The sequence below is a fragment of the Planococcus sp. CPCC 101016 genome (assembly GCF_007859295.1).
In the GTDB taxonomy this organism is placed as follows: domain Bacteria; phylum Bacillota; class Bacilli; order Bacillales_A; family Planococcaceae; genus Planococcus.
In genome coordinates, this window is the sequence record NZ_VOHB01000002.1 from 2,118,323 (window position 1) to 2,133,005 (window position 14,683).

General features: G+C 45.1%; 15 protein-coding genes. 3 read left to right on the forward strand and 12 right to left on the reverse strand.

Annotated features, from left to right (window positions below; all coding sequences use genetic code 11):
- Positions 1–212: 212 nt before the first annotated feature.
- From argH to FQV26_RS10100, 4 genes are all read right to left on the reverse strand, one after another.
- The gene (gene argH, locus FQV26_RS10085) at positions 213–1,586 is read right to left on the reverse strand and encodes an argininosuccinate lyase (protein ID WP_146557352.1); all 1,374 of its coding nucleotides are present in this window, start codon (positions 1,584–1,586) and stop codon (positions 213–215) included.
- On the reverse strand, positions 1,583–2,815 hold the full coding sequence (locus FQV26_RS10090) for an argininosuccinate synthase (protein WP_146557353.1): 1,233 nt from the start codon (positions 2,813–2,815) through the stop codon (positions 1,583–1,585). Before FQV26_RS10090 ends, argH begins: the two co-directional genes overlap by 4 nt.
- A gap of 137 nt (positions 2,816–2,952) precedes the next feature.
- Entirely contained in the window at positions 2,953–3,513 is a 561-nt protein-coding gene (locus tag FQV26_RS10095) for a DUF3221 domain-containing protein (RefSeq protein WP_146557354.1), read from the reverse strand.
- 98 nt (positions 3,514–3,611) lie between these two features.
- Positions 3,612–4,559, reverse strand: a complete 948-nt coding sequence (locus tag FQV26_RS10100) for an MBL fold metallo-hydrolase (protein WP_146557355.1) — start codon at positions 4,557–4,559, stop codon at positions 3,612–3,614.
- A 373-nt stretch (positions 4,560–4,932) separates the two neighbouring features.
- Between FQV26_RS10100 and proC the strand changes: the two genes are divergently transcribed.
- Together proC and namA are read left to right on the forward strand one after the other, a co-directional pair.
- Complete coding sequence (gene proC, locus FQV26_RS10105) at positions 4,933–5,736, forward strand: pyrroline-5-carboxylate reductase (RefSeq protein ID WP_146557803.1); 804 nt, start codon at positions 4,933–4,935, stop codon at positions 5,734–5,736.
- Between the two features lie 47 nt (positions 5,737–5,783).
- Positions 5,784–6,800: an NADPH dehydrogenase NamA gene (namA, locus tag FQV26_RS10110; protein WP_146557356.1), complete on the forward strand. Its 1,017-nt coding sequence runs from the start codon at positions 5,784–5,786 to the stop codon at positions 6,798–6,800.
- Positions 6,801–7,189: 389 nt separating this feature from the next.
- On the opposite strand, the gene rnz is transcribed toward namA, so the two are convergent.
- The 5 genes from rnz to mce all read right to left on the reverse strand — a co-directional run bounded on the left by rnz (position 7,190) and on the right by mce (position 12,582).
- Positions 7,190–8,149 carry a ribonuclease Z gene (rnz, locus tag FQV26_RS10115; RefSeq protein WP_146557357.1) on the reverse strand — a complete coding sequence of 320 codons (960 nt, stop codon included), beginning with the start codon at positions 8,147–8,149 and terminating at the stop codon, positions 7,190–7,192.
- Positions 8,150–8,156: 7 nt separating this feature from the next.
- A complete protein-coding gene (locus tag FQV26_RS10120) occupies positions 8,157–9,398 on the reverse strand; it encodes a DNA polymerase IV (RefSeq protein WP_146557358.1) in 1,242 nt (413 codons plus the stop codon).
- A gap of 90 nt (positions 9,399–9,488) precedes the next feature.
- Positions 9,489–10,607, reverse strand: a complete 1,119-nt coding sequence (locus FQV26_RS10125; protein ID WP_146557359.1) for a M20/M25/M40 family metallo-hydrolase — start codon at positions 10,605–10,607, stop codon at positions 9,489–9,491.
- 20 nt (positions 10,608–10,627) lie between these two features.
- Positions 10,628–12,169, reverse strand: a complete 1,542-nt coding sequence (locus tag FQV26_RS10130; RefSeq protein ID WP_146557360.1) for an acyl-CoA carboxylase subunit beta — start codon at positions 12,167–12,169, stop codon at positions 10,628–10,630.
- Between the two features lie 14 nt (positions 12,170–12,183).
- Entirely contained in the window at positions 12,184–12,582 is a 399-nt protein-coding gene (gene mce, locus FQV26_RS10135; RefSeq protein ID WP_146557361.1) for a methylmalonyl-CoA epimerase, read from the reverse strand.
- A 167-nt stretch (positions 12,583–12,749) separates the two neighbouring features.
- Between mce and prli42 the strand changes: the two genes are divergently transcribed.
- On the forward strand, positions 12,750–12,845 hold the full coding sequence (prli42, locus tag FQV26_RS19090) for a stressosome-associated protein Prli42 (RefSeq protein ID WP_186759737.1): 96 nt from the start codon (positions 12,750–12,752) through the stop codon (positions 12,843–12,845).
- Here the strand turns inward: prli42 and FQV26_RS10140 are convergent.
- The 3 genes from FQV26_RS10140 to FQV26_RS10150 form a co-directional block, all read right to left on the reverse strand.
- Positions 12,816–13,118, reverse strand: coding sequence for a hypothetical protein (locus FQV26_RS10140; RefSeq protein WP_146557362.1), 303 nt, complete (start codon positions 13,116–13,118; stop codon positions 12,816–12,818). The genes prli42 and FQV26_RS10140 overlap by 30 nt on opposite strands.
- 62 nt (positions 13,119–13,180) lie before the next feature.
- Positions 13,181–14,173, reverse strand: coding sequence for an aromatic acid exporter family protein (locus FQV26_RS10145; RefSeq protein WP_146557363.1), 993 nt, complete (start codon positions 14,171–14,173; stop codon positions 13,181–13,183).
- A 55-nt stretch (positions 14,174–14,228) separates the two neighbouring features.
- The gene (locus tag FQV26_RS10150; RefSeq protein WP_146557364.1) at positions 14,229–14,669 is read right to left on the reverse strand and encodes a BrxA/BrxB family bacilliredoxin; all 441 of its coding nucleotides are present in this window, start codon (positions 14,667–14,669) and stop codon (positions 14,229–14,231) included.
- Between the last annotated feature and the right edge of the window lie 14 nt (positions 14,670–14,683).

The window sequence follows — 14,683 nt, forward strand, 5'->3', positions numbered from 1 at the left end:
TTGTAAACTATTGGAAAGAGAATATTTCGATTTCTAAAATAAATCAGACTAATGGCTGACATGTTTTTAGAATGGACTCTAATTGCCTCGTATAAACAGGTTAAAAAAAGACAAAAAAATAAAAGCCAATTTTCCATAGGGGAAGAGGAAAATTGGCTTTTATCGACCGAAAGCGGGTACCAAGCGCTGACGGCTTTATAGAAGTGGACTCTTTACCCGATGAGTTGCTTGGCAAGTCCCAATTGATGATGTACTTGTTCAAAACCTGTGCCGCCCAGTGAGTTTCTTCGCTCTACTGCTGTCCGCGGCATCAACGTATTGTAGATATCTTCATCGATCAGTGGACTCGCTTCCTGTAAATCAGCGAGAGGTAAGTCTTTTAAAAAATAACCGCGTTGGATGCACGTGAAAACCAGTTTCCCGGTAACGTCATGCGCTTCACGGAACGGCATGCCTTTAGCAGCCAGATAATCCGCCAATTCCGTAGCGTTCGAGAAATCAGAATGAACGGCTTTTTCCATGGAGTCTGTACGGACTGTCATGGTGCGAATCATGCCTTCGAAAATCGGCAATGAGCCCAACAAGGTATGAACTGTATCGAACATGCCTTCTTTATCTTCCTGCATGTCTTTATTATAAGCCAGCGGCAGACCTTTGAGCGTAGTCAACAAACCGAATAGGTTGCCGTACACGCGTCCTGTCTTGCCGCGGATTAATTCGGCCATATCTGGATTTTTCTTCTGCGGCATAATGCTTGAGCCTGTCGAGAACGTGTCATCGAGTTCAATGAAACGGAACTCTTCACTTGACCACAGAATAATTTCTTCAGCAAAACGGGACATGTGCATCATCAATACCGAAGAATTGCTGAGGAATTCCAGGATAAAGTCCCGATCACTGACAGCATCCAGGCTGTTTTGGTAAACGCCTGAAAAGCCGAGAAGCTCTGCCGATAATTCACGGTCAATCGGGAAAGTCGTACCCGACATTGCGCCCGCTCCAAGCGGAGAAACATCGATTCGCTTCAAGGATTCCGTTAATCGCTCTTTATCGCGCTGCAGCATCCAAAAATACGTCATCAGGTGATGGCCGAATGAAATCGGCTGAGCACGCTGAAGATGCGTATAGCCTGGCACAATGGTTTCCACATGCGTTTCTGCCTGTGACACGATGGCATCTTGAAAAGCTGTGATGGCTTCGATAATTTCCTGTACACGGTTTTTTAAATAGAGGTGCATATCGGTTGCTACCTGGTCATTGCGGCTTCTTGCCGTATGCAATTTACCGCCGACAGGACCAATTTCATCGATTAAATGTTTTTCCAAGTTTAAGTGGATGTCTTCGTTCGATACACTGAACTCCAAATCGCCGTCTTGCGCTTTCTGTTTCAGCGTCTCGAGACCGGATAAAATAAGCTCCGCATCTTCATTAGAAAGAATCTGGCAGGCAGCCAGCATTTTCACATGCGCTGTGCTGCCTTCCAAATCCTCCATTACAAGCTTTTGATCATAGGAAATTGAAGCACCGAACTCATCGACCCACTGTTCGGCCGATTTTTGAAAACGGCCGCCCCACAGTTTGGTCATGCTTTCACCTTCTCTTTCAAGTCTTCAGGAACTGCAACTTCTTTCTTGTTGACCATTGCGTTGACGACTGTCGGAAGGCCCCATAGCTCGATAAAGCCGACTGCAGATTCATGGTTAAATGTATCATCTGTAGAATAAGTGGCCAATTGCTCGCTGTAAAGAGAGTTTGGTGACTTACGTCCTTCAATAATCGCATGTCCTTTAAACAATTTCACACGAACTGTCCCATTGACATAAGTTTGTGTTTCTTTAAGGAAAGCTTCCAATGCAACACGCAGTGGAGAGAACCATAAGCCTTCATAGATTAACTCAGTTAACTGCTTTTCGATGACCGGCTTGAAATGGGCCATTTCTTTTACCAACGTAATATCCTCAAGTTCTTTATGTGCAGCAATCAAAGTCATAGCAGCTGGAGCTTCATAGATTTCACGTGATTTGATGCCGACCAGTCTGTTTTCGATATGGTCGATTCTTCCTACACCGTGCTTGCCGGCAATTTCGTTCAATTCAAGAATTAATTTAGAGAATGAATACGAAACACCATTCAATTGAGTCGGAACACCGTTGACAAATTCGATTTCGACGATATCTGCCGTGTCGGGTGCGTCTTCCAAGGAAGAAGTAATGTCATAAGCTTCTTCTGGCGGCGTAGCCCATGGGTTTTCCAGAACGCCACATTCGTTGGCACGTCCCCAAAGATTTTGATCGATGGAGAACGGGCTATCCAAATTGACAGGGATTGGAATATTGTGTTCTTTCGCATAAGCGATTTCCTCATCACGAGACCATGCCCAAGCACGAACAGGCGCCACCACTTCAAGGTTTGGATTCAAGGATTTGATGGAAACTTCGAAACGCACTTGATCGTTCCCTTTTCCTGTGCAGCCATGCGCTACAGCAGTAGAACCGGTAGCTTCTGCAATTTCAACTAATTTTTTTGAGATCAATGGGCGAGACAGTGCAGAAACCAATGGATATTTGCCTTCGTATAAAGTATGCGCCTGTAATGAAATTAATGCATATTCATCCGCGAATTCGTCTCTTGCATCGATCATATAGCTTTCAACCGCTCCTACTTGAAGCGCTTTTTGTTTTATAAAGTCTAAATCTTTACCTTCCCCGATATCCAGGCATACTGCGACGACGTCGTAGCCTTGTCCTTTCAGCCACGGAATGGCCACCGATGTATCTAATCCACCTGAGTATGCGAGTACAATCTTTTTATTCAATATGAAAACCTCCAATGTATTTTTATGCAATGTTTGAAATGAATATACACATCTTATCATGGATTTTTATCGAGTGCAAGAGATACAATCAGAAATTTTTCACGAAAAAAAGCAGCCGCAGCCGCTTTTGTTTTTCTTTACTCACTTGGCTCTCCGCCAATTGTATACTCGTGTGTATCCAGATCGATGCGAACTTCTGACATTTCTCCTGTTTCCATATTGCTGAACAAGAAACCAATCTCATTATCGCGTACGATCGGCTGTCCCATCATAATCAATTGCGACAGCTGTTCTTTGTTAATAAAAGCTTCAAGCGCTTCTGATTGAGCAACAGAATCTTCATCAGTCAGGATGGTGATCGTTTCCGCTTCGCCTTGCATTGGAAAAGATTCCGCTAACGGTCCTTGATAATCCATGCTGACTTTCATCCCTGTTCGAATATCACGAACTACGCCTTCAGTCGTTTTAGCACCATCACTAAACTGCACTTTAACGTCTTCTGGAATGGTAAAGTAAATATTATTCACCAGGATGTCTTCTCCGCTGACTTGCGTTATAAATCCTTCTTCAGTCATGCTTTTCTGTTCAACTGCCATTTCTGCTTTATCTTCTTCTCCGGTTTCAGCCGGATCGGTTTCTTCATTAGAACATGCTGCAAGCAGCAGGACACTGGCTAAACATAAACCCCATTTTTTCAAAGCTACCCAATCCTTTTCCTGTAGATTCGTGGTGTGTAAATTGATAATGACCTAATTTTAACTGTTGTACGGAATAGTTGCAATTATCAGCTATGACTTCAACTCTTACTATAGTAGAAGATGCCGTCGTCGCCCATACGTTCTATAATCAGGCCATCTTCCAGCAGATAGTCGATTTGTCCGATTGTTTCCGATAAAGTGAGTCCAAGTTCTTTTTCGTAGGCATGAGAAAATAATTTTGTTGTCAGCCCATAAACTGTACACTGTTCTTCTCCTATCATTCCAAGCGCCTTCATGGCACGCTGATGCTGTTTTGTCAGCCGGGCTGTAATTAATTCGTCGACGTTTCGGACTTCTTCTCCATGTCCACTGTAAATCACATCTACTGGCATCTTCAATAAACGGCTGAGAGAAGCATTGTATTGCAGCAATGATTTTGGCCGTCCTTGAGCCGGGTCCAGCGGTGGTTCAATCAATGGATTGGATGACACTTTGGCAATGACATGGTCTCCGCCAATCATTTCGTGCGTTTCTTTGTTCCAGAAGGATAAGTGGCTCTGTGCGTGTCCGAGCGTTTCGAGCACTTCCCATTCTGGATGGCCCGGCAATGTATCGCCTTCATTGATAGACATGTCCAAAGGTCGGCTCCCCATCAGATTTAAGGGCCGCTTCATTTTTTTGACCCAAAACTTCAAATCACCTGGAACTCCTTCTTCCTTCAAACGCTCCAGATAAAAGGCGTCATGGTAATCGAAGAAATTTTGATCACGGCGAAGCCAAAGATCGTTGTATGGATGTCCATATAATCTAGCGTTTTCAAATCCGTCTACCCACCCGGCATGATCAGGGTGGTGATGCGTCAAGACGACTTGTTCCACATCTCCCGGTTCTGCACCGAACTCTTTGAGCCCGGCTTTAATGGCCAACCAAGCTTCAGAAGTTTTAGGTCCTGCATCGATCAAGGTCAGCATATCGCCTTTTAATAGATAAGAATTGACGTCTCCTACAGCAAAAGGTGTCGGTATAATAATCTTATGTAAAGTCAATCAAGCCATCTCCTTTAAATGAATCACTATTCATCTATCATACATGGAAAATCCAACGCCGTCACTCCTTTGAAGAGTTTGACAAAAGACTGGTCTTTCGTCTATAATTCACTAACATATGTGAGCGAAGATAAAGACCAGTACACAACGTGATGGCGTAAAGAGAGTGCAGCTTAAGCTGAAATGCGCACCCCCTCTCCTTTGTGGAACCTCCTTTTGAGCTGCCGTGAAAACACGGCCGTTAGTCCGCGTTATGGACATCGAGTGGTGTCTTTATGGCAAACTTAGGTGGTACCGCGGAAACAAAGCGTTTTCGTCCTTGTATAAACAGGGATGATTGCGCTTTTTATTTTGAGGAAAGAGAGTGATACGAATGAAAATTGTCTGTGTAGGAGCCGGATCTATGGCGGAGTCCATGATCCATGGCTGGATCAACAAACGTATTATGAAACCGGAAGAAATTTCAGTGATGAACAAATCGGACCAGGATCGCTTGGAATTCTTAAGTGATGAATACGGCGTCAATATTGTCTGCCAGGAAAAAACGGAACTGAAAGATGCTAATTTCATCTTGCTGGCGATGAAGCCTAAAGATGTGGAAGCTGCGCTCAGCGGCATAAAAGATAAGCTGACTGGCAACACTGTCATCGTTTCAGTTGCTGCAGGCGTTTCGATTGAAACCATCCAGAAGCATGTTGGGAATTTCCCGGTAGCCCGTGCGATGCCTAATACATCTGCCAAAATTGGCAAGTCGGCCACTGGAGTGGCATGGAGTAAGCATGTGTCGAAAGAGCAGCAGCATGAATTGCGGAATCTCTTATCTTCAATAGGCAGCGTAACAGTGGTGGAAGAAGATCAATTGCATGCTGTAACCGGTGTGGCAGGCAGTGGTCCGGCTTATATTTATTATTTCGCAGAAGCGATGACTGAAGCAGCCGTAGCGAATGGCCTGTCAAATGCTGATGCCAAAAAACTTGTTCGCCAAACTTTTGCGGGAGCAGCTGAAATGCTGCAACAGGAAGATTTTGCTGAATTGCGCGTAAAAGTGACAAGCCCAAATGGCACTACTGCGGCTGGCCTTAATTCTTTGGAAGAAAACCACTTCAAGGAAATTGTCGGCGAGTGTGTAACGAAAGCTTCGGAGCGTTCAAAAGAGCTTGGAAAAGAATTTAAGTAAATTCTTCTGTATACTTGGTAGTTGTATACAAATGAGGAGGCTGACTTATGGTGAAATTGTTCGAACCCTATGCAATTAAGGAAACTACTTTTAAAAATCGCATTGTCATGGCACCGATGTGCATGTATCAAAGCGATCAAGAAGATGGCCAAGTAACTGATTGGCACCGTGTCCATTATCCAACACGTGCAGTTGGAGGCGTCGGCCTTATTATTACAGAAGCGACGGCTGTTCAGCCGCAAGGGCGCATCTCGGCAAGAGATCTGGGCATTTGGAGTGACCTACATATTGAAGGTCAAGCGGAAATTGTCCGACTTATGAAACAAAACGGTGCCAAAACTGGCATTCAGCTAGCTCACGCCGGCAGAAAAGCGACCGTTGAAGGCGAGATCCATTCAGCAAGTGCCATCGCCTTTGATGACAGCTACCAAACGCCTAAAGAAATGTCTCTAGAAGATATCAAAGAAACAATCGAAGCTTTCAAAAAAGGAGCAGTCCGTGCGAAAGAAGCAGGGTTTGATGTGATCGAGATTCATGCAGCGCATGGCTATTTGATCAACCAATTTCTGTCTCCGTTAACTAATAGACGAGCTGATGAGTATGGAGGAAATGCAGAAAACCGTTACCGAATCTTGCGGCAGGTCATCGATGCAGTCAATGAAGTATGGGATGGTCCGCTTTTTGTGCGAATTTCTGCGCATGACTACAGTGAAGGCGGCATGACTCCGGAACAATACGTGGAAATGTGCCAGTGGATGAAACAGCAAGGCGTTGATTTGATCGACGTCAGCTCCGGTGCTGTCGTGCCTGCGAAAATCTCTGTATTCCCTGGCTACCAAGTACCGTTTGCCGAACTTATTAAAGCGCGTACACCGATTGCGACAGGAGCAGTCGGTTTAATCACAAGCCCTCTGCAGGCAGAGGAAATCCTTCAAAACGACCGTGCAGATATGGTCTTCCTGGCCCGCGAGCTGCTTCGAGACCCTTACTGGGCATACACAGCGGCAAAAGAACTGAACGCTGAAATCACGGCTCCAGTGCCTTATAAACGCGGGTGGATATAAGGCGGTTGCAAAATACTTCAGATTTAGTATACTAAAGGTAACGTAAAAAAACCGAATGCGTGAGCATTCGGCCAGCTGTATGCCGCCACGAGAGCGGTTGGCTGGAATATAGGCTTAAAAAATAACCGTCATTCCACGCCACATGGGACGGTTATTTTTTTTTGTTGACGACCAAAATCATGGAAACGACAAGTGTCAAAGCGCTGATCGTTAACCCGATACTCGTAAAAACGAGACCGAATGATTCTGCAATGGTCATGTTACCACCCCCTTTCCTGGGGAATGGCCAAACCGCCCTCATACAGCTGTACCTTTATTTTATCACAAAAAGAACATATGTTCTATTATTTCCATAAAGATTTTTAGAGTTTACTAAAAAAAGCCATCTTTTAAGGACGGCTTACCTGTTTCTTCCTGATTTTCTTGTCTTGCTGCAGCCACTCAAACTCTGAAAAGTCATGGGCGATATAGCCGCATGCATGAATTTCCTTCATCTGCTTAAGCAGCATCTTTTCATCTTCCGGCAAAAAACGGGCACTGATATGATTCATGATTAAAGCTTTTGCACCGGCTAAGCGGGCGGTTTCTGCGGCTTCATAGACGGTTGAATGGCCATATTCTCCAGCCATTTTTTTTGAGTTTCCATCAAACGTTGCTTCGTGCACTAGCACATCTGCTCCGCTGGCCAACTCTATAGCCGATTTGCAATAGCGGGTGTCTCCAAGAATAGCAACAATAAAACCTTGTTCTTCGGGCTCTGTAACGTCTTTGCTGCGGACCAACTGACCGGAATCCGTTTCTACATCTTCCCCATTTTTCAGCCTTGCCAGCAGCGGGCCTTTCGGGACACCCAGTGCCAGCGCTTTATTAACCAATAGCTTTGGCGGCAATGGTTTTTGGGTAATGCGAAAACCGTAAGATGGGATGACGTGGTCGAGCATACGGGCTTCCACCATCATCAGCTCATCTTCAAACAGCAGTCCGTCTTCCACTTCATGATAGACAATCGGATAAGTCAAATGGGTACGGCTAAGCGATAGGGTCATTTCAATGAATTCCTTGATTCCTTTAGGCCCATAAATTTCTAGAGGCTCATCTCCTCCTTGAAATGAACGGGAGCCGAGCAGTCCAGGCAATCCAAAAATATGATCCCCATGCATATGGGTAATAAAGATTTTTTCAATTTTGCGCGGCTTCACCGTAGTATGCAGAATTTGATGCTGTGTCGCTTCGCCACAGTCGAATAGCCAGACAGTCCCGCGCTCTTCCAGCAATTTCAGCACCAGCGCAGAGGTATTGCGTTGTTTAGAAGGCATCCCTGCTCCGGTACCCAGAAATAATAATTGCATGCTTTCCCTACTTTCTCTCGTGGTCATGATCGTCCAAAAAATCTTTGCTGAAGCTTGTTTTTGAATCGTAATTCGTTTTTTTGATTTTGGTCCCCCTCGTTAAAACACTTTTACCGAAACGGCTTTCCAATTTAGCCATCAAATCCAGAATCGGTTCTTCCTTGGCGTGCTCCTGAAAATTAAAAATTGATAATTGTTCGGTCATATCGCCTTTATCGGCTACATTCGAAACGGTAACGCCGATCAGCCGCAATGGTTCCCCGTTCCAGTGCGTGGTGAATAATTGCCACGCGTTCCGGTGAATATCATCCGCTTTCCATACTGTATTATTCAATGTAATGCTGCGGGTCCTATTTTTCCAATCGGAGCTGCGCGTCTGAATGCTGACTGTAGGGCCGGCCAATTCTTTCGCTGCTAACCGGCTGGCTACTTTCTCGCTGAGCTTCCGAAATAATGCCTTTAAATTTTGTTCATCGGTTTCATCTACAGGCAAAGTTGTCGATGTGCCGACGCTTTTGGTATCGTAAATCGAATCCGGATCCACGGGGCGGTCGTCAATTCCATTGGCACGTGCCTGCAGACGGATGCCGTTTTTTCCCATCTTTTCTTTGATCAGTCCTTCATTTGCTGTCGCCAAATCTCCAATGGTTTCTATTTTGAGGCTTTTCAGTCTGGCTGCCGTACTTTCTCCGATTCCATGCATATCAATCACCGCTTTCGGCCATAGCAAAGCCTGAATATCCCTTTTCCGCAAAATGGTTATTCCCATAGGCTTTTTCATGTCTGAAGCGGTTTTGGCCAAGAATTTATTGGGTGCGATGCCGATTGAACAAGGCAAATCTAACTCTGACAGCAAGCGCTCCTGGATTTCCTTCGCGATCTCTAAAGCATGCCGCTGTTGCGTTAACTCTGTGACATCGACATATCCTTCATCAATCGACACAGGCTCCACCATTTCGGTGTAGGAACGCAGGATTTCGAACATTGCCTTGGATGCTGCCCTGTACCGTTCAAAATTTGGCGGCAGCAGCAGGAGTTCCGGATATTTCCGCTTGGCTTCATGCACCTGCATTGTCGTATAAATGCCATGTGCACGCGCTTCATAAGAACAAGTGACGATAATTCCTTTTCGTTCTTTTGGATTTCCTGCAATGGCAATCGCTTTGCCTTTAAGCTCCGGATTATGCGATTGTTCGACAGAGGCATAAAAACTATTCATATCAATATGAAAAATAACTCGGCTCGCCATGAAAATCGCTCTTCTTTCCGTTTTCTTTCAGTGTATCAAAAAAAGAGAGAACATACATCCTGTTCTCTCTTTTTGTTAGGCCAATCTTATTCAGTTAAGCGTGGATTCTTTAACGATTTCAACCAGCATCTCAGTCAATTTTTCAAGTTCTTCTACCGGCATGCGTTCGTTCTTTGTATGAATTTCTTCATAACCGACACATAGGTTGACCGTCGGAATGCCGAAGCCATTGAAGATATTGGCATCACTGCCGCCGCCGCTTGTCAGAATCGGTGACGGACGCCCAATTTTCGCTGCCGCTTTTTGGGCAATTTCCACAACTGGATCCAGGTCATCAAAATGGAATCCTGGATACATCAACTTGACTTCCGTCTCAGCACGTCCTCCAAGGTTTTCCGCTACTTGTTCGAAAACGGATTCCATATGGATGGTCTGCGCCGCAAGTTTGTCTTCGCTGATTGAACGAGCTTCCGACAAGATATTGACTTCATCACAAACGATATTAGTAGCTCCGCCGCCTTCAAAGTGCCCGATGTTGGCAGTTGTTTCTTCATCGATGCGCCCGAGAGTCATCTTGGCGATGGCTTTTGCAGCAATCGTGATGGCAGAAACGCCTTTTTCAGGTGCAACACCGGCATGTGCAGTTTTTCCATAAATTGTCGTCCATAGCTTTGCCTGGTTTGGAGCAGCAGTGACAATGCCGCCCACTTTCCCATCGCTATCGACGGCATAGCCATATTTTGCGATCAGCAGAGAAGAATCCAATTCTTTTGCTCCTACTAAGCCGCTTTCTTCTCCTGCAGTGATGACCAATTGGATATCCCCATGGTCGATTTCTTGTTCCTGAAGCACCCGGATCATTTCGAACAACGCCGCAATTCCGGCTTTATCATCAGCACCCAGAATTGTTGTCCCATCAGAATAAACGTAACCATCACGGATTTCTGGTTTGACGCCTACTCCTGGAGTGACCGTATCCATATGGACAGTAAAGTAAATGGCTGGAACTTCACTCAAACTCCCGCGCAACGTTGCGATGATATTACCTGCTCCGTGGCCAGTCACAGCTGCCGATTCATCTATTGCTACATGGAAGCCCATCGCTTCAAGTTTCGTCTGAAGGATAAGGGAAATCTCACCTTCGTGTTTTGTTTCAGAATCGATTTGAAGCAATTCCAAAAACTCGTTCATTAATCTTTCGTTATTCATTTAAAGCACCTCTTCTATACTTATAGCGGCATATTGCCGTGTTTTTTAGCTGGACGTGTATCTTTTTTATTGCGCATCATTTCCAGTGCCTGAATCAGTTTGATGCGCGTTTCACGCGGATCAATCACATCATCAACCATGCCGCGTGCAGCAGCAACATAAGGATTCGCGAATTTGACCCGGTATTCCTCAATTTTTGCTGCACGTGTTTCTTCCGGATTGTCGCTTGCGGCGATTTCGCGCGCAAAAATAATATTGGCAGCGCCATTCGGTCCCATTACAGCGATTTCCGCATTTGGCCATGAGTAGACCAAATCTGCACCGATTGATTTGGAGTTCAACGCCACATACGCTCCTCCATATGCTTTTCGCAAGATCACCGTCATTTTAGGAACAGTGGCTTCCGAGTAAGCATAAAGAATTTTTGCACCATGGCGAATAATGCCTCCATGCTCTTGTTTGATGCCAGGGAAAAAGCCTGTAACGTCCTCAAATGTAATCAATGGAATGTTGAACGAATCACAAAAACGGATAAAGCGTGCTGCTTTGTCGGAAGAATCGATATCCAGCCCACCTGCCATAACTTTGGGCTGATTGCAGACTAAACCGACTGTCTCTCCTTTAATTCGCCCAAGTCCGACGACGATATTACGGGCGAATTCCGGCTGCACTTCCATAAAGCTGTCGGTATCGACCACTTGCTCAACCACTTTCCGTACGTCGTACGGCCGAATTGCTTCATAAGGTACGACATCCGCCAAATCAGGGCGGTAGTCATCTTCTTCGCCGCTTTCAAGGCGCGGCGGCATTTCCTGGTTGTTCTGCGGCAAATAGCTTATCAACTGCCTTACCATCTCCAGTACTTTCTGTTCTGAATCGCCGCGGAAATGAGCATTCCCGCTGATGGCTGTATGTACTCTTGAGCCTCCCAGATCTTCGGAAGAAATCTTTTCACCTGTAACTGTTTCTATCACTTTTGGTCCAGTAATGAACATTTGACTCGTCTTATCGACCATGAAAACAAAATCGGTAATCGCTGGTGAATAAACCGCACCGCCTGCTGAAGGTCCCATTATGACAGAAATTTGGGGAATAACACCAGAATAGATAGAGTTGCGGTAAAAAATCTGGCCATACCCATCTAGTGACAATACACCTTCTTGAATCCGTGCTCCGCCTGAATCGTTCAATCCGATAAAAGGTGCGCCGTTGCGGGCTGCCAAATCCATGACATTAGCGATTTTTTTAGCATGCATTTCTCCCAAAGCTCCACCGAAAACAGTGAAATCCTGTGAGAATAAGTAAACCGCTCGGCCGTTCACTTTACCGTAACCGGTTACAACTCCTTCGCCTGGCCCTTTCGCCATGCCGAAATCCGTCGTCCGGTGCTCCACAAATGGGCTCAGTTCAACAAATGAATCTTTATCAAGCAATAAATCAATTCGTTCCCGTGCAGTCAGCTTCCCTTTTTCATGCTGTTTGGCGATTCGTTCCTCGCCGCCCCCAAGTTCAATCTCACGCTTACGGTCATACAATTCATTAATTCTTTCGTAAATATCCATTTCCCCACTCCCAATCACTCTTTTTCACAAAGTTCGTATAATACCCCATTCGATGATTTCGGATGCAAAAATGCCACCATGGCTCCGCCAGCCCCAGGATTTGGCTTGTCACTCAGCAAGCGGACCCCGTTTTTACGCAGTTCTTCCATTCGCTGTTCAATATCGACTACACCAAATGCAATGTGATGGATGCCTTCTCCCTTTTTCTCAAGAAAATTGAAGATGGCATTTTGTTCATCCATCGGCTCCAACAATTCCAATTTGACATTGCCAACGTCTATAAACGCTACACGTACTTTCTGAGATTCCACTTCCTCGATTTTTATCAAGGGCAGACCCAGTGTATCCGTATAATAAGGAAGGACAGCATTCAAATCCCGCACAGCGATTCCGATATGATCTACTTTCTTCATCCTATTTTCACTTCCTTTTTTAGCTTCTCTCTTATTGTACAGATTCACTGTCAAAAACTCTAGTTGTTAGCGAATATTTGGAAAACAGACAGCGTGTCTCTTCAATTCTCAATGAAAATATGATATGATTCGATCATAGATTTGATTGATAAAGGAGCTTACCACTAATGAGAAATGCGGCTTTCCGCAAGTTTATCGTCTACGCGATGATCGCTATCATGCTGCTATCAAGCTTAATGATGGGCTTGAGCTTCGTAATTTAATCCAAACGCAAAAGACAGCAGGAGCCAAAGCGCTCCTGCTGTCTTTTTTTGTTTCTGCATGTAGGACCAAAAAAACCATCCTGTCGAATCTACACGGGCGCTTCCGCTTTTCTGATTGTCCAGACTCCAGCGCCCAGCTCTTTGGGTCATAAGCCAACTCGACTGTGCGGCAAAGAACGCCGCTTCGCCGATCTGTCTTATGCCCGTCAGAGCTACACGGGCGCTTCCGCTTTTCTGATTGTCCAGACTCCAGCGCCCAGCTCTTTGGGTCATAAGCCAACTCGACTGTGCGGCAAAGAACGCCGCTTCGCCGATCTGTCTTATGCCCGTCAGAGCTACACGGGCGCTTCCGCTTTTCTTGTGTGAAATCCTTTGTAGGATTGTTTGATTTCCAGGTAGGCTTCCATTTCATGTATCACTTGATACAGTTCCGCCATCGCTAAAAACTTTTCATGGCTATCGGGTAATGGCAATTCAGCAAAGTTTTCTTTGACTTTGTCCAATTTTGAAATATACCGATATGCGGTATTGCCTGAATGAACATGTTCAGACAAGTCCTCCAAGAAATCGGCAACCAAGTCTGTTTGATCGACGATAGCCGGCAAGGCGGTGATTTTCGGCAAAATGCGTTCAATGATTTCAAGCTGCTGTTCACGCATTTCAAAATAATGATAGTACTTGTTTTCATACCGAGTAATATGGTTCTCTACATCCTGATAGGCCAGCGCTTTCGCTTTTTCCAGCAGTTTTCGGGCGTCCATCAATTCCTTGCCGCTCCAAACCGACTCTCTTTCACGCAAATAAACGACGATTTCACGAAAGATAGCAGCGTATAAGTTTTCAATTTCGTGCCGGTAACTGTCCAGTTTTTTTTCGATGCTTGGCATATACATATTGACTGCAAGCGCGGTACCAAAACCGATCAGCATTAAAATCAATTCATTGGTCAATAGGGCAAAATCCAAGTTTTTTGCATCATACAGATGAAGCAAAATAACCGAACTTGATACAAAACCGTCTTGAAACCGTAATGTCACCAATAAGGGGATAAAAAGAAGAATGAGGATGCCAATCATAACTGGGTGATAAGCAATTCCTTCAAAAAAGATAAATGCATAAACGATGGCGATTAAACTGGCTACAAATCGGGAGAATGCTGCCCGTATTGATTTTTTTTTAGTTGGCTGTATGCACAGAATGGTTAAAATACCTGCAGACACATAGTAATCAAGCTGCAGCCACTGAGCGATGTAAATTGCGATTGCCACACCTAATGCGGTTTTCATCGTACGGTAACCAATTGAGTAAGGCTTTAAATTCAGCTTCATTGTCCCCTCCACATTTTGGCATGAAAAAAAATGCCTCCATAAGAGGCATTCCTTCTTAAACTTCGTCGCAATGCTGTTCAAATATTGCTTGAATATGTGTAATGACAGACATTGGATCGTGGCCTTCGATTTCATGGCGACCAATCTCGTCAACCATTTTCCCGTCTTTTAAGAAAACGAAAGAAGGCGAAGACGGCAAGTGATCGTCACCAAAAATCGCGCGGGCCTGGGCAGTCGCTTCTTTGTCCTGTCCGGCAAAGACCGTATACAGGTTATCCGGGCGTTTGTCATAATGGATTGAGTGCAAAGCAGCTGGACGTGCAATGCCGCCGGCGCATCCGCAAACAGAGTTGATCATGACAAGGCTTGTGCCTTTTTGTGAAAAGGCTTCATTCACTGCTTCAGGTGTCTCTAACTGAGTATATCCACCGTCAATCAATTCCTGGCGGGCCTGAGTAGCTATATCGTTCATCAGAAAGTTAAAATCCATGCTCATCGAATATCACTCCT